General features: G+C 62.9%; 15 protein-coding genes. 10 read left to right on the top strand and 5 right to left on the bottom strand.

Features of this window, described 5'->3' with window-relative positions; all coding sequences use genetic code 11:
• Window positions 1–9 precede the first annotated feature (9 nt).
• From BN3659_RS06710 to tsf, 8 genes are all read left to right on the top strand, one after another.
• Window positions 10–1,572, top strand: a complete 1,563-nt coding sequence (locus tag BN3659_RS06710; protein ID WP_091535535.1) for an acyl-CoA carboxylase subunit beta — start codon at window positions 10–12, stop codon at window positions 1,570–1,572.
• A 15-nt stretch (window positions 1,573–1,587) separates the two neighbouring features.
• A complete protein-coding gene (locus BN3659_RS06715; protein WP_224757855.1) occupies window positions 1,588–1,941 on the top strand; it encodes an OadG family protein in 354 nt (117 codons plus the stop codon).
• 11 nt (window positions 1,942–1,952) lie between these two features.
• Window positions 1,953–2,411: a biotin/lipoyl-containing protein gene (locus tag BN3659_RS06720; protein ID WP_091535537.1), complete on the top strand. Its 459-nt coding sequence runs from the start codon at window positions 1,953–1,955 to the stop codon at window positions 2,409–2,411.
• Window positions 2,412–2,415: 4 nt separating this feature from the next.
• Complete coding sequence (locus BN3659_RS06725; RefSeq protein ID WP_091535538.1) at window positions 2,416–3,627, top strand: sodium ion-translocating decarboxylase subunit beta; 1,212 nt, start codon at window positions 2,416–2,418, stop codon at window positions 3,625–3,627.
• A gap of 1,678 nt (window positions 3,628–5,305) precedes the next feature.
• Window positions 5,306–5,761, top strand: coding sequence for a 50S ribosomal protein L13 (rplM, locus tag BN3659_RS06740; protein WP_091535550.1), 456 nt, complete (start codon window positions 5,306–5,308; stop codon window positions 5,759–5,761).
• A 5-nt stretch (window positions 5,762–5,766) separates the two neighbouring features.
• On the top strand, window positions 5,767–6,153 hold the full coding sequence (gene rpsI / locus BN3659_RS06745) for a 30S ribosomal protein S9 (protein ID WP_091535551.1): 387 nt from the start codon (window positions 5,767–5,769) through the stop codon (window positions 6,151–6,153).
• 185 nt (window positions 6,154–6,338) lie between these two features.
• Window positions 6,339–7,250, top strand: coding sequence for a 30S ribosomal protein S2 (rpsB, locus tag BN3659_RS06750; RefSeq protein WP_091535552.1), 912 nt, complete (start codon window positions 6,339–6,341; stop codon window positions 7,248–7,250).
• 126 nt (window positions 7,251–7,376) lie between these two features.
• Window positions 7,377–8,207 carry a translation elongation factor Ts gene (tsf, locus tag BN3659_RS06755; RefSeq protein WP_091535553.1) on the top strand — a complete coding sequence of 277 codons (831 nt, stop codon included), beginning with the start codon at window positions 7,377–7,379 and terminating at the stop codon, window positions 8,205–8,207.
• Between the two features lie 1,618 nt (window positions 8,208–9,825).
• Here the strand turns inward: tsf and BN3659_RS06760 are convergent.
• Genes BN3659_RS06760 through BN3659_RS06775 form a run of 4 tightly spaced genes read right to left on the bottom strand, consistent with a single transcriptional unit; the run spans window position 9,826 to window position 16,018 of the window.
• Window positions 9,826–10,275, bottom strand: coding sequence for a S24/S26 family peptidase (locus tag BN3659_RS06760; protein ID WP_091535554.1), 450 nt, complete (start codon window positions 10,273–10,275; stop codon window positions 9,826–9,828).
• Window positions 10,276–10,277: 2 nt separating this feature from the next.
• On the bottom strand, window positions 10,278–11,150 hold the full coding sequence (locus BN3659_RS06765) for a hypothetical protein (RefSeq protein WP_091535556.1): 873 nt from the start codon (window positions 11,148–11,150) through the stop codon (window positions 10,278–10,280).
• A gap of 16 nt (window positions 11,151–11,166) precedes the next feature.
• Window positions 11,167–12,867 carry an ATP-binding cassette domain-containing protein gene (locus BN3659_RS06770; RefSeq protein WP_091535557.1) on the bottom strand — a complete coding sequence of 567 codons (1,701 nt, stop codon included), beginning with the start codon at window positions 12,865–12,867 and terminating at the stop codon, window positions 11,167–11,169.
• Window positions 12,868–12,874: 7 nt separating this feature from the next.
• On the bottom strand, window positions 12,875–16,018 hold the full coding sequence (locus BN3659_RS06775) for a UvrD-helicase domain-containing protein (RefSeq protein WP_091535559.1): 3,144 nt from the start codon (window positions 16,016–16,018) through the stop codon (window positions 12,875–12,877).
• Window positions 16,019–16,217: 199 nt separating this feature from the next.
• Between BN3659_RS06775 and BN3659_RS06780 the strand changes: the two genes are divergently transcribed.
• Window positions 16,218–16,907, top strand: a complete 690-nt coding sequence (locus BN3659_RS06780) for a GIN domain-containing protein (protein ID WP_091535560.1) — start codon at window positions 16,218–16,220, stop codon at window positions 16,905–16,907.
• A gap of 7 nt (window positions 16,908–16,914) precedes the next feature.
• Window positions 16,915–19,944, top strand: coding sequence for a PD-(D/E)XK nuclease family protein (locus BN3659_RS13485; protein WP_224757854.1), 3,030 nt, complete (start codon window positions 16,915–16,917; stop codon window positions 19,942–19,944).
• A 1,631-nt stretch (window positions 19,945–21,575) separates the two neighbouring features.
• Here BN3659_RS13485 and BN3659_RS06790 read toward each other — a convergent pair.
• Window positions 21,576–22,136: an HAD family hydrolase gene (locus BN3659_RS06790; protein ID WP_091535612.1), complete on the bottom strand. Its 561-nt coding sequence runs from the start codon at window positions 22,134–22,136 to the stop codon at window positions 21,576–21,578.
• Window positions 22,137–22,188 lie beyond the last annotated feature (52 nt).

A 22,188-nucleotide genomic window follows, 5' to 3' on the forward strand; every position in this document is an offset into this window, starting at 1 on the left:
GAGACAGTTATGAGCGAAATTCAAAGCAAGATCAACAAGCTGATCGAGAACCGCGAGACCGCGCGCATGGGCGGCGGTCAGAAGGCGATCGACAAGCAGCACGAGAAAGGCAAATACACGGCTCGCGAGCGCATTCAGATGCTCCTCGACGAGGGCAGTTTCGAAGAGTTCGACATGTTCGTAACCCATCGCTGCTACGATTTCGGCATGGAGAAGAAACACACCTTCGGCGACGGCGTGGTAACCGGTTACGGTACGGTCGGGGGCCGTCTGGTCTATGTCTTCGCGCAGGACTTCACCGTAACGGCGGGTTCGCTGTCGCTCTCGATGTCCGACAAGATCTGCAAGGTGATGGACATGGCCATGCGCAACGGCGCGCCCTGCATCGGCATAAACGACTCGGGCGGCGCCCGTATTCAGGAGGGCGTGAACGCGCTGGCGGGCTATGCCAACATCTTCCAGCGCAACGTGATGGCCTCGGGCGTCATTCCGCAGATCTCGGCCATCTTCGGTCCCTGCGCCGGCGGCGCCGTCTACTCTCCGGCGCTGACGGACTTCATCATCATGAAGAAGGAGACCTCCAATATGTTCCTCACGGGGCCGAAAGTCGTGAAGACCGTTACGGGCGAGGACGTTACGCAGGAGCAGCTCGGCGGGGCGATGATGCACACCACCAAGTCGGGCGTGGCGCAGTTCGCCGTCGATACGGAGGACGAGGGCATCGAGTTGATCCGCAAGCTCCTCTCCTACATGCCGCAGAACAATATGGAGGATGCTCCGCTCGCGGTCTGCACCGACTCGATCACCCGTCTGGAGGATTCGCTCAACGAGATCATTCCCGACAACGCCAACAAACCCTACGACATGGCCGAGGTCATCCGTGCCATCGTGGACAACGGCGAGTATCTGGAGTCGGCCGCAGGTTACGCCAAGAACATCATCACGTGCTTCGCCCGTTTCAACGGCCAGTCGGTCGGCATCATCGCCAACCAGCCCAAGTTCATGGCCGGCGTGCTGGATATCAATGCGAGCCGCAAGGCGGCGCGCTTCGTGCGTTTCTGCGATGCGTTCAACATTCCGCTCGTAACGCTCGTCGACGTGCCGGGCTTCCTTCCGGGGACGACGCAGGAGTACGGCGGCGTGATCACCCACGGCGCTAAGCTGCTCTTCGCCTACTGCGAGGCGACGGTGCCGAAAGTAACCGTTACGCTGCGCAAAGCCTACGGCGGCGCCTACATCGTGATGTCCTCGAAGCACATCCGCGGCGACATCAACTACGCATGGCCGACGGCCGAGATCGCCGTGATGGGCGCCAGCGGCGCCGTCGAAGTGTTGCAGGCCAAGGAGCTCGCCGCTTTCACCGATCCCGAGGCGAAGGCCAAGTTCGTGGCCGAGAAGGAGCAGGAGTACAACGACAAGTTCTCCAATCCCTACAATGCGGCCCGCTACGGTTATATCGACGATGTGATCGAGCCGCGCAACACGCGCTTCCGCATCATCCGCGCGTTGCAGTCATTGGCGACCAAGCGCTTGCAGAATCCGCCCAAGAAACACTCCAATATTCCTTTGTAATAAGTTCGTACGACGATGAACATGTTAATCGCAAAAGGAATGGACTGGGGCTGGTCCGAGATGCTGTGGACGGCGCTCATCAGCATTTGCCTCGTCTTCTTCATGTTGGTGCTGCTGGTGCTGATCATGCAGGGATTCGGCTACGTCGTCTCCCGCCGCAACGCCGTTGCTCCCCCCTCGGCGGCCACGAAGGCTCAGACGCAGCTCCACGAGGAGGAGATCGCCGCCATCGCCACGGCGCTCAAGATGTATCGCGGCGATCTGCACGACAGAGAGTCGGAAGTGCTGACGATCATGAGCATCAAACGCGCTTACTCGCCGTGGAACTCGAAGATTCACGGTTTAACCCAGATGCCTGACAGAAAATAGATTTTAAGAACATGAAAGATTACTCACTGAAAATCAACGGACATAACTACGATGTGCAGATCGACGACGTGAACGAGAATTCGGCTCTGGCGCGCGTGATCGTCAACGGCACACCCTATGAAGTAGAGATCGAGGGGGCGAAGACCGCCGTCTCGAAGCCGCAGGTGGCTCCTGCGCCCAAAACGGCGAACAGCGCCATGATTACCCCTTCGGGCGCCGCTCCTTCGCCGCGCATCGCGGCTGCGGCCCCCTCGTCGGGCTATGCGGTCAAGTGCCCGCTGCCGGGTACGGTGCTTTCGATCAAGGTCGCCGTCGGCGACCGGGTGTCGACCGGCCAGACGCTCGTGGTGCTCGAAGCTATGAAGATGGAGAACAACATCGACGCGGACCGCGCCGGCGTGGTGAAACAGATCTTCGTGCAGCAGGGCGCGACGGTCATGGAGGGCGATAACTTAATCGTGATCGAGTAGCGCTATGTGGACACTGCTGAATTCCGGTTCCGGTTTCGTCTGGGACAGCCTGCGGGATTTCGCCGGCTCGACGGGCATCGCCGGTCTCTTCGCCTCGATGGGGTGGGGCAATGTGGCGATGATCTGCGTGGCGTTCCTGCTGCTCTATCTGGCCATCAAGCATAAGTTCGAGCCGCTGCTGCTGCTGACCATCGCGTTCGGTATGCTGCTCACGAACCTGCCCGATGCGAACCTCTACCACACGTCGCTCTTCGAGGGCGGACATGTGCATTGGGACATCTTCGTAGCGAATGCCGGCCTGCTCGACTACCTCTATCTGGGCGTCAAGCTCGGCATCTATCCCTGTCTGATCTTCGTGGGCGTCGGCGCCATGACCGACTTCGGTCCGCTGATCGCCAACCCCAAGAGTTTCCTGCTGGGGGCCGCCGCTCAGATCGGTATCTTCGTTACGTTCCTCGGTGCCTTCGCGCTGGGTTTTACTCCCAATGAGGCCGGCAGTATCGGCATCATCGGCGGTGCGGACGGCCCTACGGCCATCTATCTCACGTCGATGCTCGCTCCCGAGCTGCTGGGTCCGATCGCCGTGGCCGCCTACTCCTACATGGCCCTCGTGCCGGTGATCCAGCCGCCGATCATGCGTGCGCTCACCTCCAAGAAGGAGCGTGCCATCCGCATGCGCACGCTGCGCCCGGTGTCGAAGCTCGAACGCATCCTCTTTCCGATTATGATTACTGTAATCATCGCTCTGCTGCTGCCGAGCGCAACTCCGCTCGTGGGCTGCCTCATGCTGGGCAACCTGATGAAGGAGTGCGGCGTGGTCGACCGTCTGAGCAAGACGGTGCAGAACGAGCTGATGAACATCGTGGTGATCTTCCTCGGACTGACGGTCGGCGCTACGGCGACGGCCGAGGCGTTCCTGAATTTCCGCACGCTGGGTATTCTGTTGTTGGGTGTGATCGCGTTCGCCATGGGTACGGCCGGCGGCGTGCTGCTCGCCAAGCTGATGAATCTCTTCTCCAAGGAGGGCAGCAAGATCAATCCGCTGATCGGCTCGGCCGGCGTCTCCGCCGTGCCGATGGCAGCCCGTGTGTCGCAGATCGAAGGCCAGAAGGAAGATCCGGGCAACTATCTGCTCATGCATGCGATGGGGCCCAACGTAGCCGGTGTCGTCGGTTCGGCCGTTGCTGCGGGTATTCTGCTTTCGTTCCTCGGATAATCCGGGCGGACGATCGTAGCGTGAGGCTGTCCGGCGATAAGAGTTATCCGGGCTCCTTTTTTAAGTCGAATTATTTTCGCGCAGCGCATTTGTAGTCGGCGTTCTGTAATAAGGCCGGGAAAAATCCTTTGCGGCTTGCGCACTCTGTGGAACTGTCTAACAAATCTGATTCCAACGATTTCACCCCTGTCGGAATGAATTCCGACAGGGGTGATTTCCGATTCTCGGGACTTGTTAGACAGCTCTTTTTTTTCATGGGGCTTGTCCGGCGCGGTGCGAACCGAGGGTCGGACGGCCCGCTCATGCCGCGGAAACGGTGCCGCCGGGCACGACTTCCGTCGTTCGGAGAAATACGATCCCGAAAGACGGGACGACGGAACGGGCGCCCGCCCGTGCGCGCGCCGACGGACCGGACGGAACGGAGTGTGAAGGTCGCGGCGGACGGCGATGGAGCGGCTCCGCCCCTCGGTCCGAATGCCGTAGACGGTCCCTGCTCTGCGGGATTGTCTGCCTTGGCCGTTTGCCGCGAAGCTGCCGGGTCGGCCCGTGTGTTGCGGAACCGTCAGTTTTGTCCGTTCATCGCAGCATAGCCGGACCTGACTGTTCGTTGTAGAGCTGCCGGGTCGGCCCGTTCGCTGCGGAACTGTCGAAGTTCGGACTGGCGGACCGCACGGCGTTCGCCGCTTCGGCGGAACGATGCGGATGATGCACGGCCGGAGGCGATCGTCCCGAGGGCTTTTCTCGTGCCGGTGCTGCGTTTTATCCGCCGATGGCGTAAAATGCGAGGCGATTTGGCCGTTGTGCAGGGAAACGTTATCTTTGATAAATTCCAAGCGCCTATGAAAATTCGCCTCACACTGATTGGGGCGCTGCTTTCGGCTGCCGTTTTGTATCCGGCGCCGAATGTCCGGACGAAAAAACGGTCCGGGCGCAAAGCGCAGTCTGCGCACGGACCGTAAATTCCGATGAAATTGTGCCGCCCTTTCGGGGCGGCGATGCCGGACGCTTCCGCGAATGGCCGATGAAGCATTTGGAGTATCCGTCCGAGATCGCCTGTGCGACCGGGTCCGAAACAGTGATCGTCGGATTCGTCGTCGAATGCGACGGTTCGGTTACGGCGTCCGAAATGAAGGGCGGCAAGCATCCCGCATTGAAGCGGGCGCTTTGGCGAACGATCTTGAAATGCACCCGTTGGACACCCGGCATAAGGCGCGATTCGGCGAGGGGCGTCATGCGGACGGTGTCCGTGCGTTTCAGCATGCCGGTGATATTCCATGCGCCGCGGATCCGCCTTGTCCTGTTGCGGAACCGGTAGCGGCAGCTCGGAGGACCGTCCGTTTCCTGCCGCAGATGATTCGGACCGGGCCGTTTCGGCCGGTTGTACGATGCGGGGGAGCCGTGCTACCGGAATGGTTTTCCGAGCCGGCCGGTCCGGCATGGACGGACCCGGCCGCGGCGTTCGTGCGGGGGGGGCGTTATGCGCCGGATCGGGGGGGCGCGGCCGGCCCGGCGGTGTTGCTCCCGAACGCGGCGAACGCGATGATAAAGTGATATTTTTAAATCCTTTCCGTTTATTTTTTCGGGAGTTGCATTGCGTTCTGAGAAATAATTCGTACCTTTGCGCACCCGTAAAGTGCGGGGATTGGATTACAAACAAGTTAAACTAAACGTAAACAAAGTGGATTCATTAAGCTACAAGACTATCTCGGCCAACGCCGCGACCACAACCAAAGAGTGGGTGGTGATCGACGCGACGAACGAGGTATTGGGACGTCTTGCATCGCAGGTCGCGAAGATCCTCCGAGGCAAGCACAAGCCCTGCTACACGCCCCACGTCGATTGCGGTGATTATGTCATCGTCGTCAACGCGGACAAGGTGAAGCTCACGGGCAACAAGATGACCGACAAGGTCTACACGCGCCACACCGGTTTCCCGGGAGGCCAGCGTTTCGCTACGCCCGCCGACTATCTGGCGAAGAAACCGGCGTTCGTGATCGAAAAAGCGGTTAAAGGTATGCTTCCCAAGACCCGTCTGGGCGAAGCTATCTTCAAGAATCTGAAGGTCTATGCCGGTGCGGAGCATCCGCATGCCGCGCAGAACCCCAAGACAATTAAGTTGAACGAGATTAAGTAAGAGTTATGGAAGTTGTAAACACCGTAGGTCGTCGTAAGGCCGCTGTGGCTCGCGTATTCGTGAAGCCGGGCAAGGGTCAGATTACAATCAACCGCAAGGATCTCGCCGTTTATTTCCCCCTCGATATTCTTCAGTATCAGGTGAAGCAACCGCTGCTGGCCACCGACACGCTGGAGAACTACGACATCGCCATCAACCTCGACGGCGGCGGTATCAAGGGGCAGGCCGAGGCCGCTCGTCTGGGTATCGCACGCGCTCTGTGCGAGATCGACGCCGAGTTCCGCCCCGTGCTCAAGAAGAACGGATTCCTGACGCGCGATCCCCGCGAGGTTGAGCGTAAGAAGCCCGGTCAGCCCGGAGCACGCCGCAAGTTCCAGTTCAGCAAGCGTTAATCGCACGACCGGATTTTCGGCAAGCACGGCGAGGGTTCGCAAATCGGGAAGACTGCCTATATATTCATATATCGTATTACCTGCCGGTTGCCCCGCCGCGGAAAATCGTCCGGACCGCTCCCTGTCGGAGCGCTACCTTGGACGGTTGATGAAAAGAGAATTAAAATTAAACAGAACGAATTGAAATGTCACGTACAGATTTTAATACATTGTTGGAGGCCGGCGCCCATTTCGGGCACCTGAAGCGTAAGTGGAACCCCAAAATGGCTCCCTACATCTTCATGGAGAAGAACGGCATCCATATCATCGACCTGCACAAAACGGTGCTCAAGATCGATGAGGCCGCAGCAGCCCTCAAGCAGATCGCCAAGAGCGGTCGCCGCGTGCTGTTCGTAGCCACCAAGAAACAAGCGAAAGACGTAGTTGCCGAAAAGGTGGCTGCCGTCGGAATGCCCTATGTAACGGAGCGCTGGGCCGGCGGCATGCTGACGAACTTCCCCACCATACGCAAAGCCGTCAAGAAAATGGCCACCATCGACAAGATGACCAACGACGGCACATTCGATAATTTCTCCAAGCGCGAGAAGCTCCAGATCGAGCGTCAGCGCGCCAAGCTCGAAAAGAACCTCGGCTCCATCGCCGACCTTACGCGCCTGCCGGCCGCTCTGTTCGTCGTCGACGTGCAGAAGGAGGCCAATGCCGTGAAGGAGGCCAAGCGCCTGAGCATTCCCGTCTTTGCAATGGTCGATACTTGTTGTGATCCAACCGACATTGATTACGTGATTCCTGCAAACGACGATGCCACGAATTCGATCGCCGTGGTCGTGAATGCGATGTGTGCCGCTATCGCCGAGGGCTCCGAAGAGCGCCGTCTCGAAAAGGAGAAGGAGGCTCAGGAGGCCGCAACCGCCGAGGGCGCGGCTCCCCGCAGGGAGGGCAAACCCCGCATCAAGAAAGCCGTGAAGGCTTCCATCGACGCCGAGGAGGCTGCTTTGGCCGAGGTCGTAGCCGCTACGGAGGCTGCGCCTGCCGCCGAGGCGGTCGTTGCCGAGACTGTCGTCGAGGAGGCACCCGCTGCCGAGCAGAAGGCCGAGTAGTTCGGGCGGATCCTATTTACAGTCCGTTTTCCGTCGGAATAACGGCAGACGCCGGCGATCCGGCGTCTGCCCCTTCCCGTTCCGGGGAAAACTTTTTGAAGTCGAATAATAAATTGAGAGAATACTATGGAAATCAAAGCTGCTGATGTGATGAAGCTCCGCAAAATGACCGGTGCCGGTATGATGGACTGCAAGAATGCCCTCACCGAAGCCGAAGGTGATTTTGCACGTGCTCAGGACATTATCCGCGAGAAAGGCAAGCTCGTGGTGGCCAAGCGTGCGGACCGCACCGCCACCGAGGGTGTCGTGATGACGAAGATCGTCGGACAGAAAGCCTATCTGCTTTGCCTTGCGTGCGAGACCGACTTCGTGGCTCAGAATGCGGAATACGCCGCATCGGTGCAGGCCATGATGGAGATCGCCGTACAGAACGACGCCGCCGACCGCGATGCGCTGCTGGCTGCGAAAAATGCCGAAGGCCGCACCGTCGAGGAGATGGTAACCGAGAAGTCGGGCCAGACGGGCGAGAAGATCGAGCTGGCATACTATGCCCGTATCGAAGCTCCGTTCTGCGCCGCTTACGTACATTTCAACAAGAAATTGGGTACGATCCTCGGTTTCAACAAGCCCGTGCCCGAAGAGGTGGCTCATACGATCGCCATGCAGGCTACGGCGATGGCGCCCGTGTCGATCTCGGAGGCCGATTGTCCGGCCGAGGTGATCGAGCACGAACGCAAAATCGCCGTCGAGGCCATGAAGCAGGATCCTAAGAACGCCAACAAACCGGAGGCTATTCTGGAGAAGATCGCCGAGGGTAAGATGCGCAAATTCTTCGAGGAGAACACGCTGCTCAACCAGACGCTCGTGGGCGAGAAGGAGACGATCGCCGAGTACATCCGCAAGGCCGATAACGAGGCTACGGTGATCGCCTACAAGCGTTTCGCACTGGGCGACTGATACGGTGCGGCGGTGGGGGAGGACGGCTGTGCTGCCTTTCCGCCGTATCCCGTTCGATAATGAAAGAATTCCGTCCCTGCCGCAAGATTTTACGGCAGGGGCGGAATTCTTTATAGCGGAGCGACGGCCGCAACTATATTCCGAGAGCGGTTACCGCAATGCGGGAAGGCGTTTCACGATACATGCCCGGCGGAGAGTACGATCGTGAGGGGCTCGATGCGGTAGTGCCATTGTCCCGTCCCGGAATGCGGCCCCGTCGATCCCGGGCGAAGCGAGGCTCGTAGCGGTTGCCGGAAGGAACAGAACCGATAACGCCGCCGGAACTTTGCTTTTTCCGCCCGTTCCTTTTTGTACGATTCCGAGATACGGGTTACGATGCTTCGCCACGTGGAGTGCGGCGGCTGCGAGAAACGCAAGATTCGTCAGAATATGGAATGCGGCCCGTCGTGTCATGTGCTGCGGTCGTTGCCGTGTTCGGCGAGGTGCAATTCTGTCGCCGGACATGCGGATAAGAGGAGTGCTGCGGCCGGGTTTCGATGGAGGATAAAATTTCTTTATCATTCGTTTTTGTTCGTGCGGTGCGAATATCGTCGTTTCGGCGAAAAGAAACGATAACGAATATGATGAATCGGGATACCGGTGAGGAAAAGCCGGACGATGGGGCCGTCGGCAGCAGGGGTACGGACGAGAGCGGCGTCTGTCTCTGATTCGGGATAATGAGACGACCGGGAATGCCGGGGTAGGATGTGGGGGTGCGGAACTCCCCGTGTGAGGCCGGGATACTCTTCCGACTGCTCTTCGTAGCATCGTCGGGGGCCGATGCGGGACAGAAACCGGCCGTCGATGATCGCGGAACCGCTCTATGGTTTTTCTTCGCATGCTTTCCGCTGCGATGGCGACCGTTCGACGGGGTGTAAGATTCGTCTTTTTTATAGCCGCACCTTCGCCGGATCGACGTTTTCGAATAAAAATGCTCGGCTGCCGTTCGTACGGGCTCTCGAACGAGGCGGCGAAGATCTCCCTCGGAGAAGAATCCGGAAAGTCATCTTCCTTCTTTGCAGGCAAAGGGACGCAAGCACCCTTTGCGAACGAGGGAGAACTTGCCGGCGCGATCCGGCCTTTTTGCAGTAGAAGCGTTTTTGAGGAAGGATGAACAGCTGTCCTGCGGCCGTGCGGGCCGCCAGTCGGTCGTTTAAGCGGCCGGTTTCGGTCATAGGACGGTGAGTGGGTATTCGGATGATTCCATATGAAGATGCTTCCGCACAGCGGCGCATGCGGTGCGAAACCCTGCGGGGCTGCGCCGCCGCGAACCATCTCTGAATCCATGTTCCGCCGCAGTTCCGTGCTTGTCGCGGGGTTTCCTTTCTCTCTGTAGCTGCGAGGACAGAACCGCTCCCTAACCGATGCGCCGCAGTTCCGTGTCTGTCGCGGGGCGTAGGCCGTGCGGCGTCGGCTTTTCCGTTTGCAGACGGGAACTCCTGCGCTGTCGCATTTTTCCCGTACGGCGTTCCTCTTTCGTCGTTGTGTAGGCGCAACCCGTCGTGTCGTACGTCCTGTGGCGCGTCTCTTCGCGGCATCCTTCCCGCGTTGCGATTGAAGATGCTCCGGGGTCGTGTCGTCAGTTCCATCCGAGCCGGAAGAGCAGTCCCAGCGCATAGCGCCGCACGAGCGGCGGCCACAGGAGCCACAGGCGGGACAGAAGCCGCCATTCGAGCGAACGGCAACCTATTTCGCGTCCGTTGCTGCGTATGATGCGGCATGCGACGGCCGCGACATCGCCGGTCGTGCAATGTTCCGTCTGGCGGTAGTTGCCGTCGCCCGCGAGGGTCAACCGTTCGCCGTCGATCCGCACGATGCGATGGAGGATATGCCGCCCGCGGTAGCGGAACAGCACGATCTCCCCGCACCGGAGCGGCTGACCGGGCCGGCGGGGTGCGAGCACCACGACATCGCGTTCGTTGCGCAGCAGAGGCCGCATGCTGGAGCCTTTGACGCGGAGCTGCACTTCGCTGCCCGAGGCGAGCACCTCCTCGACCTGCGCGAAAAAGAGCCGGTTGGAGAGTTGCATGGTTACATCCCCCCCCCTTCGAATACGGTCCGATACGAGAGCCGTGCCGCCGCCTCGTCGGGCAGACATTCGAGGTGGTAGACCGGCACGCGGGCGATCACCGCGGAGAGCGTCGCACAGATGCGGTCTTGCAACGCCGCGTCGTAGGCGAAGGCCGGCGGGCACGACGGCAGCAATGCCCCGATGGCACCCAGCGTCGGCAGCCGGTAGATCCGGTTGTGCGGAGCCTGACTGAGCCGCACGATCGCACGAATGGGGTAGCTCTCGTTCTTGTAGCAGGGAGTCTTGCCGCTCCACGGCGATCCGTAGACGGTCGGCAGACCCTCCTCGATGCCGACGATCGGGCTGTCGTCGTTGAGCAGTTCGGCACCGGCGATGTGTTCGCGCCACAGGCGGGTATGGGTGCTTTTGCCGGTGCCCGACTCGCCGAGGAACAGTACGGCGCCGGCACCGCAGCGGATCACCGACGAGTGGATGGCGATCCGTTGCAGAGGCGTTACGGCCAGACCGTACATCATCCACAGCCCGAAGCGGTACATGGAGACGTCGTGTCCGACGTTGCTCCGCACGACCGATCGTCCGTCGGGAAACTCGTAAAGGGTCGGCGCGCCGCCTGCGCGCGGCGTCATGTAGAAGAGGTAGCCGCCGTCGTAGCGTCCGAAGTGGCAGTCGGCATCGGCATCGTCGAATGCGAATGCGTCGAGTTCGCGGTAATCGTACTCCTGCAAATCGAGCGGACAGCCCGTCAGCAGCGTGAGCACGGGCACTCCGGTCTCGTTTTCCGACACGCGGAAAGGGCGTAGCGCCTTTGCGAAGGCGTTGCCGGAGCCTTCTCCCGTGAGGCGTATTCTGTGGCCTGCGATGATGTAATCCATAGGTGTGCGTAAGTCGTTATGTTCCTATCGTGATGACGCGGTCGCAGTAGTCCAGCGAACTGTCGCGGTGCGCGATCACGATGATGGTCAGTTCCTTGTTTTCGTCCGACAGTTCGGCGATCGAGCGGTTCACCTCCTCCTCGGTGCGGCTGTCGAGCGACGAGGTGGCTTCGTCGAAGAAGAGCACGTCGGCCTGCTTGTAGAGCGCCCGTGCGATGCCTATGCGCTGGCGCTGACCGCCCGAGAGGCGGCAGCCGCATTCGCCGATCGGCGTGTCCATGCCGCGGGGCAGCCCGTCGACGAACTCCTTGAGGCGGGCGGCTTCGAGCGCCCGTGCGGCCCGCTCGCGGTCGATCTCCGCTTCGGGACATCCCAGCGCTACGTTGGCCAGAAACGTGCTGTCGGCGATGAAGACGCTCTGCGAGACATAGCCGACGGTGTTCTGCCAGCGGCGGCGGTTGGCGGCCGTGAGGGGCTCGCCGTCGACGGCGATCTGGCCCGATGTGGGGGCGTAGAATCCCAGCAGCAGGTTGAAAAGGGTCGTTTTGCCGGCGCCCGATGCGCCGCGGATCCCGATGCGTTCGCCCTTGCGGATCGTGAGCGAGAAGTCGTGCAGGGTCTCTTCCGCCGCGTCTTCGAAGCGGAACGAGAGGCGGCGCACGGCGATTTCGCGGCGCAGCGGCATCCGCGCCGTGTCGGCGTCGACCGTCGGGTCGGCGTGTTCGAGGTCGGCCTCGCGCAGGATGTCGATCGTGTAGCGGTTGTATTTGAGCGATGTCCACGCCGACATCACGTTGCGCACGGAGGGCATCAGTCGGAGGGCGGCCACGGCGAAGACGCCGAACAGCAGCCGCATCTGTCCGCCCTCGGACCCGAGGCTCGCCACGACGAGCACCGCCATGCCCGCGCACAGCCCCACCTCGGTGAACATCTGGGGCAGTAGCCCGATGGTCGCCTGCTTCGACCGGGTGCGCACCACGTCGTCCATCGCGCGGTCGAAGCTGCGGAGCATCTGCGGAAAGGCGTTGTTGATCTCGATGTCGGGATAGCCGCGAAAGGTCTCGATCACCGTGCGGGCTTTCTCGCGGTGGGCGCGGTTCTCGATCTCGCCGTAGCGGTCGAGCCGGTTGCGGACGAGCGCATAGTAGCTCCATGCTGCGGGCAGGAAGATCACGAGGATCAGCCCCGCGGCCGCGGCGTTGTAGAGGGCCAGCCCGCTGAAGAGCAGCAGGAAGAGCGTCGCCTCGCTGGCGATCGTGGCCAGCGGCATGAGAATGCCCGTTACGAAGGTGAGGCAGACGACGTTGACGTTGCGGGCCAGTACGGCCGAGTTGGAGCCCTTGATGAACGTGAGGCCGCGGTTGCGGTACTCCACGTAGAGACGGTGCGACATGTAGGCGTAGAGGTCGTAGATGTAGTTGCGTTCGGCTTTGTAGAGAGCCAGTCCGAGCAGCGACTTGAGGACCACGACGGCCACCACCGTGCCGCACACGGCCAGCGCGAACGACCGCTGGTCCGCGAAGCCGCCCCACTCGTAGGCTGCGGCCAGATAGCGGTTGGTGCGGATGCTTTCCGTGTCGAGGATCAGCACCAGCACGGGCAGCAGCAGTGCGAGCCCGAGGAAGTTGAGCAGCGCCCGCGCGAAGATCGTGAGCGAGACCCGGCAGGTGCGCCGCCGGAACGGACGCGGGATGATGTCGAGCAGCGAATGATCCATCGTTCTTCTATACCACTTTTTCGATCGTACCCAGTTTGACATACCACAAGTAGCCTTCCGTCCGGTCGTACCCCATGCCTCGCAGCAGGTCGGCGTATTCGCGCAGCTGGCGGCGGTAGCGCTCGGGGTCGCGCCGGCCGAACTTGTAGTCCACGACCACGGCCCGTCGTCCGCGCGTCATCACGCGGTCGGGGCGCCGCAGACGGCTGTCGCGGGGCACGACGATCTCCCGCTCGTTGTGTACGGCGTCCCATCCGCCGCCGAACCACTCGCGGACCCGCTCGTCTTCGAGCGCCCGGCCTACGGCGTCGCGCAGCGCCGCGGCCTCCGCCTGCGAGAGCTGGGCGTTGGCCTGCATCTCTCCGATCGCGCCGAGTATCTCCGCCTCGGTCGCGGCGTTCTCGAAGGCTTTGTGCAGCAGGATGCCGAGGTTGCGCGGCGCGAGCAGAGACGTCTCCTCCTCTTCGAAGTAGCGCTGCGAGGGAAGCCGCAGCCGCAGTGCGGGCTGCGCCGTGGCATAATCCTCCAGCACGAGGTGTCCGGTCTTCGGCGCTTCGGTGCGTTGCGGCGCCGGCCCCTCGGCCCGGCCGAATTCGTAGACGACGCCCGCCTCGGCGGGGGTGCAGCGTCCCCGCATGCCGTCCAGCTCGCATGCGCCGCCGTCCGCCGCGATGCAGCCCGCGACGAGGCTGCCCACGTGGTTGCGGTTGCGGGCTTCGTTGGGGATGTAGATGTGAAGCTCCTCCTCGGCACGTGTGAGCGCCACGTACAGGAGGTTGATGTTGTCCACGTTCGTGTAGACCAGTTCGCGGTAGTATTCGGCCGAGAAGTGCGAGTCGGCCATGCCGCGTTTGTATTTGACCGGAAAGCGCCCCAGCCCCTCCGCGGCCTCGGTCCGGGCCTCGCCCCAGACGACGGGCTGCTTCGACGGGTCGGGGTCGAGCGGCCACGAGCAGTAGGGGAGGATCACCGCTTTGTTCTGCAAGCCTTTGGCCTTGTGTACGGTCATGATCCCCACGGTCGTCTCGCTCTGTTCGACGCTCAGCGACTGCCCGCTGCCCGTCTCGTCCCACCAGCGCAGGAAGAGCGGGATGTCGGCTGTCTTGCGGGCGCTGAAGCGTATGATCGCCTCGTGGATGGCTTGGAGATAGGCGTTCTCGGACCGGCGTTCGTGCAGCCGGTGCCGCATCACGATCCGTTCGAACGCCTCCTCGGGCGCCAGCAGGCGGATCTCGCGGCAGAAAGAGAGCTCCTCCTCCGGCAGCGGCGTGTCGTAGGGGCGCCCCAGATAGCCGTTGTAGACCGCTTCCGACATCGGGTCGGCGGGCTTGACGGCCAGCCGCAAGGCCGCCGCCACGAAGGCGCACACCGGAGCGCGCCCCACGAGAAGCGCCTCCTGCGTCATCACGTCGAAGCGGTAGCGGGGATCGTCGTTCGTGCGCTTGAACGCCAGCAGCGTCTCGGCCACCCGGGCCCCTTCGCTGTTCGAGCGCACGAGGATCAAAATGTCTTTGGGGCGGAAACCGCGGTCCAGCAGTTCCCGGATGCACTCCACCACGGGCGGCGCTCCGTCGAACGGGGCGATGCGCACGTAGCCCGGGCGGTCGCTCCGGCGCGCGGCGGTCTGCGTATGGCCGTCGTAGGCATCGGCCAGCGTGTCCGTCAGCGCCGCCTTGTCCGCCGCGGACAGACGGCCCGATTCGGCCGCAGCGAGCAGTTCGGCGTTCAGCCTCGCGTTGTCCGCGGCGACGACGCCCCCGACGATCCGGTTGTTGAACTCCACCACAGCGGGCAGACTGCGGTAATTCTCTTTGAGTCGCACCACCTCCGTCTCTCCGGCGCCGAGCGCTTCGCGGGCCGCCGTGTGCAGGATGCGCCAGTCGCCGCCCCGCCAGCGGTAGATCGACTGCTTGATGTCGCCCACCAGCAGCACGGAGGTCTCCTCCGACTGCGCCATGGCGTTCAGCAGCAGCGGCAGGAAGTTCTCCCACTCGCGTGCCGAGGTGTCTTGGAACTCGTCGATCATGAAGCGATCGAACCGCGTGCCGGCCTTTTCGTAGATGAAGGGTGCGTCGTTGCGGCCGATGAACTCCGAGAGGATGTATTTGGTTTCGGAGAGGAGCATCATGTTCTCCTCGTTGCAGAGTGTCTGCACTTTGGCATAGAGGTCGGCCAGCAGGGCGAAACTGCGGTAGTTTTCGCGCAGCAGGGCCGTCGTGTTCCAGAAGCGGACGTTGCGGTCGTAGAGGGCGCACAAAGCCTGCAATGCGGGTTGCAGCTCGGCACGGAGGGCCTGTACGGGCGATCCGGCCTTGCCCCATGCGCTCTCCTTCGTGCAGGCGTCCCGAACACGGGCGCCGTAGGGCTCGAATACCTCCCGCGCCGTCTTGTAGAAGTAGGCCGCGAAGCCCGAACTCTTGTAGGGAAAGTCCGCGAGCCCGAGCCCCGCCCGGTCGATCCGCCCGACGGCTTCGGCGGCGATCCGCCGCATCTCGGCCTGCGACTGCCGCGTCCGGGCCGTCGCACGGGCCACGATGCGGTCCAGCTCCGCCTTGGAGCAGCCTGCGCCGAGCGCCGGACGGTTCCGTTCCTTGAACAGCTCGCCGCTCAGCGCCAGCACCCCTTCGCGGATGTCCCAGCGGCGCCCCTCCTCGATGCGCTCCTGCACGAAGGCCATCAGCCACCGGCGCAGCTCGGCGTCGACGGCGATCTCGTCCACCAGCAGATCGGCGCTGCGCCCCACGACGGCGTCGGTTTCGATCTCGGTGTTGTAGTCGGGGGCGATGCCCAGCTCGCGGATGAAGGCGCGGAGGATGCGCTGGAAGAATTTGTCGATCGTCAGGACCGTGAAGTGGGAGTAGTCGTGCAGGATGGCCGACCGCACGGCCTGCGCCCGCGAGCGGACCGTGCCGGCGTCGAGCGACAGTTCGCGGCACAGCGCTTCGAGATAGGGGCTCGCAGCCCCCGAGGCGAGCTCGTGGATGCGTTCGAGGATGCGCGTCTTCATCTCCTCCGTGGCCTTGTTCGTGAAGGTTACGGCGAGGATATGACGATAGCGCCCGGGCTCTCCGATCACGTCGCGCACGTATTTGTACGCCAGCTGATAGGTCTTGCCCGAGCCTGCACCCGCATTGAGGATTCTGGCTCTCACTTCTGTCCGGTTCGGTTTGCGACCGTTCCGGGCCGGGGCCCGTGCGGCGGCATTCGCGCCGCTCTTCCGCTGTTTCCGGGCTCCCGCCGCCGGAAAACGTCGTCTAAAAGCGACTAAAGATAGTCATAAATGGCGAATAAATGTGCGGCCGGCGGATTTTTTCGTATCTTAGCCCTGCGAATTCAAACGGATATTTTATATGAAAAAACTGATTCTGAGCTTCGTGCTGCTTCTGGCGGGCCTTTCGGTCTCGGCGCAGGACGGCGGCACGAGCGAGTGGCTGACGGAATTCTCGGAGGTCAGCCTCAGCGGCCCCTTCGCCGTTACGTTCGTGCAGGTGCCCGAGACGGAGGCTCCCCGTATCGTCTACGACACCAAAGGCTCCTACACTTCGAAATTCAAGGCCGAGGTGCGGAACGGCGTGCTGACCGTTACGGAGAAGACCGAAGCCCGCCGCACGACCACGACCGAAGTGAAAGTCTGCTTCCATGCGATCCGCCGGATCCGCGTCTCGGGCGCCACGGTCTCCTTCCCGGGGCCTTTCAAAGCCGCGATGCTCGACGTCGGCGTGAACGGCGGGGCGACGTTCGACGGGATGTTCGACGTTACGGACCTCGCCGTGGAGCTTTCGGGCCGCAGCCGGGCGATCCTCTCGGGCGAGGTCCGCTACCTGACGCTGACGGCCGCCACGGGTAAGGTGGATGCCGCACGGCTGAGGGCCATGTCCGTGCGGGCCGAAGCCTCGAACAGTGCCGAAGTCTCGGTTTGCGCCACGGAGCGTCTCGAAGCGAAAACCTCGACCGACGCCCGCATCTCCTACACGGGCGACCCCGCCGTGCTGCGCGGCGGCGCGGGCTTTACGGGCGGCGAGGTCGTCGAACTCGACTGAGGCATCCATGCGGGGCTTTCTGGAGGAGGTGGCGGCCGATCTCTACGGCCGCTTCGGTCGGGGAGTATCCGAACTGACGGTGCTCTTTCCGTCGCGGCGGGCACGCCTCTTTTTCACCGATGCGCTCTCCCGCATCGCTGCGGAGCCGCTCTGGCAGCCCCGCTGGCAGACGGTCGACGAGCTGACGACCGAAATTTCGGGCCTGCGCTCCGGCGACCGCATCCGCCTCATCACCGAGCTCTACCGGATCTATTCCGAGTTCCACACCGAGCCCTTCGACCGTTTCTATGCGTGGGGCGATCTGCTGCTCAACGACTTCGATACGATCGACAAATACATGATCGACGCCGGCCGGCTGTTCCGCAACATCTCCGACCTCAAGGAACTGGAGGCCGACGTCTCCTACCTTACCCCCGCCCAGCTCGGCATTCTGCGTTCGTTTTGGGCGAGTCTGGCGGGCGAGGGCGATCTTTCGGAGGAGAAGCGCCGTTTTCTGGCGGTTTGGCGGACGCTCGCGGAGGTCTACCGCCGCTACAAGGCCCGGCTCGCCGAACTCGGCATCGCCTATACGGGCATGATCCAGCGCGAGGCGGCCGAGCGGATCGCAGCGGGCCGCGCCGCACTCCCCGGGGGCGGCGGCCGCTATGTCGTGGCGGGATTCAACGCCCTCTCCGAGTGCGAAAAGCGGTTGTTCGGATTTCTTGCGACGCGGGCCGAGACCGATTTCTATTGGGATTACGACGACTACTACGTCTCCGACCTGCGGCAGGAGGCGGGCCTTTTCGTGCGTGAGAATCTGCGGCGTTTTCCGCCCCGCAGCGATCTGTCGCACGACTGCATGCGCCGCCCGAAGCGGATCGAGGCCGTGGCCGCTTCGTCCGACGCCGTGCAGTGCAAATACGCGGCCCGCATCCTCCGCGAGCTGGCCGCGCAGAACGGCGGCCGCCCGCTGGGCAAGGAGACGGCCGTCGTGCTCACCGACGAAAACCTGCTGATGCCGCTGCTCTATGCGCTTCCGCCCGAGGCGGGCGAGGCGAACGTAACGATGGGCTACCCCCTGCGGCAGACGTTGGCCTCGACTTTCGTCGAGCGGTTGCTCGACTTGCAGCGCCACCGCCGGACGAAAGGAGGCCGGACGCACTTCTACCATGCGGATGTTACGGGCCTGCTGTCTCACCCCTACGTCGCCGCCTCCGCTCCGGATGCGGTCGCTGCGCTGCAGGCGGAGATCGTCGAGCACCGCCGGCTCACCGTGGAGGCCGGGAGCCTCGGCCGCGGCGAACTGCTGCGGCTCGTCTTCTCGGCCGCCGACGGGTGGCGCGGAATGTCGCGCTATCTGTCCGGGGTGTTGTCGGCCGCCGCACGCCTGCGCTACGAGGGCGACGACGCCCGCCGCCGCGTGGAGTTCCTCGCGGTCATCGCCGAGCACGTCGCCAAGATCGGCAACTCGCTCGAAGCGTGCGGGATGGATATCCCCGACGAGGTCTATGTCTCGCTCGTGCGCCGCACGCTCCGCCAGCTCCGCATCCCCTTCGAGGGCGAGCCGCTCGAAGGGTTGCAGGTGATGGGTATTCTGGAGACCCGCAACCTCGATTTCGAACACGTCATCATCCTCTCGATGAACGACGACAACTTCCCGGGCAACCTGCTGACGCAATCCTCGTTCATCCCCTACAACCTGCGCATGGCCTACGGACTGCCTACGCCCGAACACCACGAGGGGGTCTATGCCTACTATTTCTACCGTCTGCTCCAGCGGGCCGGCGACGTGCGGATGATCTACTGCTCGCGTGCCGACGACAAGTCGACGGGCGAGCCGAGCCGCTATATCTGTCAGCTCGATTACGAGAGCGGTTTCCCGCTCCGCAAGCTGGAGGTCGGGGTCGATGTGAACCTCGCGCCCGCCGAGCCGATCGAGATCCCGAAGGATGCCGCCGTGATGCGGCATCTCGAACGATTTCTGGTCGGGCGGGCGGGGATGCGCTCGGAGGATGGCGCGCCGGTCGCATCGGCGGGTGCTGCTATTGACGGACCCGACGCTTCGCCGGAGCCGGCCGCGGAGGAGGGCGCCGTGCGTGATTCTCGGCCCGGCAGCTTCTCGGGAGGTGCTTCCGTGCAGCGGGAGGCGGGGGCCGGAACTTCTGCCGGATACGTGCCGGCGCTCTCGCCGACCGCCTTTTCGCGTTACGTAACCTGTCCGCTGAAGTTTTATTTCTACTCCGTGGCGCGCATCAAACCCGAGGAGGAGCTGACCGAAGAGGTGGATAATCCGCTTTTCGGCACGATCCTGCACGATGCGGCCCAGCAGCTCTACGAGCGGGTGCGGGGCGAACAGCATCCCGCCGGGACGCTGCGGGCGATGGTCGGGGCGGGCGAGGTGGAGCGTGCCGTGTGCAGTTCGATCGATCGCAACTGCCTGCACGACGCCGAGGCGACCGAGGCGGACTATACGGGCAATCTGCTGATCGTGAAGGATATTATTGCGAAATACCTGCGCGGAGGCGTTGTCCGTTACGATGCGGCGCACGATGCGTTCGCCGTGCGCGGACTGGAGGAGGAGGTCGCCTACGAGTTTCCGTTCGAAGCGGCGGGCGGGACGCTGATCCTGCGTTTCGCAGGCCGTGCCGACCGCATCGACTCGCTCGACGACGGGGCGCTGCGCGTGGTGGACTACAAGACCGGAACGCCTCATCTCGACTTCGACGGCGTGGAGGCCCTGTTTCGCGGCAAGGGCCGGCAGCGTCTTCCGAATATTCTGCAAACGATGCTCTATGCGATGATGCTCCGCCGCACGGAGGGGCGCGACGTGGAGCCGGCGCTCTACTATGTGCGCGAGATGCACCGCGAGGAGTACGATCCCCGGCCCGTGGACCGCACGGGAGGCGTCGGGGCTCGCTATGCGTCGTTCGGCGCCGCATTCGAGGAGGAGGTGCGGCGCACGCTGGCCGAACTCTACGATCCGACGGTTCCGTTCCGCCAGTGTGAGGATGCGGACTCCTGCCGCTACTGCGATTTCCGGGAGATATGCCGACGGTAATGGGCGTGCGGGATGCGGTCCCGTTTGCGGTTCGGAGCGTCGTCGCAACCGGATAGCCGGTGCGTACTCCCGGTTTTTCCCGCGATTTTCCATGCTTTGGGATGGAGGGGGCCGAAGTCAGGCAGAGGGTTGGGATAGAAGGATCGCTTGTTTGTCAGTAAGCTGCGGCATGGTTCCCCTGATTCGGGGAATTGCGGACGATAGGCGATTCCGTTCGAACGTGATTCGGGCATGAGACCCTGCCCGAACGGGGAGGCTCGGACCGAAAATGCGACAACGGTCGAAAGAGGCTTTGAAGGAGTTTCGGAAATAGCCTGCAATCCGTCTGGGAATCCCGAATCTTCAGCACGACGGAAATCCGTCATACTCCGTTCGAACCGCGTCCGGTGCGGGGGTGTCCGCCGAGCTTCCGCCGCTGCTCGGGAGCCGTTCGAATCCCTCTGGGGCAGCCGCGATTCCGGCCGGACGATCGGGAGCGTCGGAGCCTTTCGGATTTTAGACGTGCATTGAGCCGGCTGTTTCCGAATAGCCGTAAAACGGAGCGTTCGTACATCGAGGGCCGTTTTAGGCCGTTTGCAGCGGGATTCGCAAAGTGGATGCGCAGGAGGCGCAAGGAAGGGAGCCGCAGGGGGGGGATCGGAGGCTCGGACCGAAAATCGACGGATGCGCAGGGCGGGGCACTGCCGCGGCGGGACATCCAATATCATTATTTTCTCGGTAATTTCCTCCTTTCCCGGGTACGTGCAGTCGGGGACGCCGTGTTTGCATGAACGGTCGAACGGCGGCGGTATCCGTGAGCGTCATCCCCGTTTTTCGCTTTGTCTTTTGTCGCTTTGCGCTTCCCGTCTCGTCTTTATGCTTTGTCCTTTCTTGCTCTGTTCCCTCGGCCGGGTGCTCTCTGCCTTGTTTTTCCGCTTGGTCCCTCCTCGCTCTTTGCCGCCCGTTTCGTGCTCCCGGCCTCGGCCCGGTCGTTCCTTTTGCCGATCCGGGGCCTGCGGTCGGGCGGAAACAGGCCGGGGTATGACCGGGTGCTTCGTGTATAACGGTTGCGATCCGGGAGTTGCGGTTTTTCGGGAAGAGCCGTCTGTTTGCGGCAGCGGTTCGCGGAACGGGCGGTCCGTTGCGTCGGTTCGGCTGAAAACGGCGCAGTTTCGAGGCGCGGAGCGCAGCTCCGTACATATCCGGCCGCGGTTCGGCTGCGAGCCCTGCGTGCTTTGTCCGCCGTGCTGCACGCTGTTCGGGTGAAGGGCTCTTGTGCCCGTATTCCGACACGGCCTTTTCCCGATCTTCGCATGAATGCACGCTGACGAATGCCTGCGTCTTGTCGCGCTTGTGCGGGGACGGGCGGCTTATCGTATTGATTGCCGTGCATGGCGCTTGTCGAAACGGGACGAAGGGATGCGGACCGGGGAGGCGGGACGTTGCGGTGCGTGCGCAGAATGCCTGACCGCACGGGACGCTGCGTCCGGCCGTCGTTTCCGGAGCGAATCTCTTCCGCTTGCGTCGCCGGTGTTCGGCTGCCGTGCATGCGGTTGGCGGGTCGGAACGAGAGCCCGGAGAGCCGCTGCCCGGACGGGACGTTTCGGACGTAGACGCCGTATTTTCGGGAGGGGACAGGCGGCCTGAGGGCCTCAGAATTTCACGGCGATGCAGGGCGCACCGCTTCTGCGGGCGGCTTCGAGCCCCACGGCCGAGTCTTCGAAAATCAGCGTCTCGTGCGGTGCGGCCCCTTCGGCGGCCATAGCCCGCAGAAAGGAGTCGGGCGCGGGTTTGCTGCGGGCGACGTCTTCGCCCGTGAGCATGCCGTCGATGCCGCCGGCGATTCCCAGATGACGCATGGCATTCCGGATGTTGTCGCGGCTGCCCGTCGAGACGATCCACACTCGTCCGCCTGCGGCGCGGAACGCCTGCGCGAACGCCCACAGCGGACGGTTGAGCCGCAGCGTGTCGAAACAGGAGGGGTAAAGCGCGATTTTGCGCAGCCGCAGCCGTTCGCGCACAGCGGGATCGCCGAACCCGATCCGTTCCAGAAATTCGCGGCTCCGCATCCCGAAGTAGGTGCTCAGATAGGCTTCGCGCGTCAGTTCGATGCCCGCCTCGGCCAGCGTGCGGGCATAGGCGCGGTAGTTGGCCTCGCGCGTGTCGGCCAGCGTACCGTCGAAGTCGAGCAGCACGAGGCGCAGCCGTTGCATGTCTGCCCGGTCGAGCGGAATCGCGTGCGAGACGCTGCCGTCGGGAAGTATG

This window comes from Alistipes sp. CHKCI003, assembly GCF_900021155.1.
Taxonomy (GTDB): Bacteria; Bacteroidota; Bacteroidia; order Bacteroidales; family Rikenellaceae; genus Alistipes; species Alistipes excrementavium.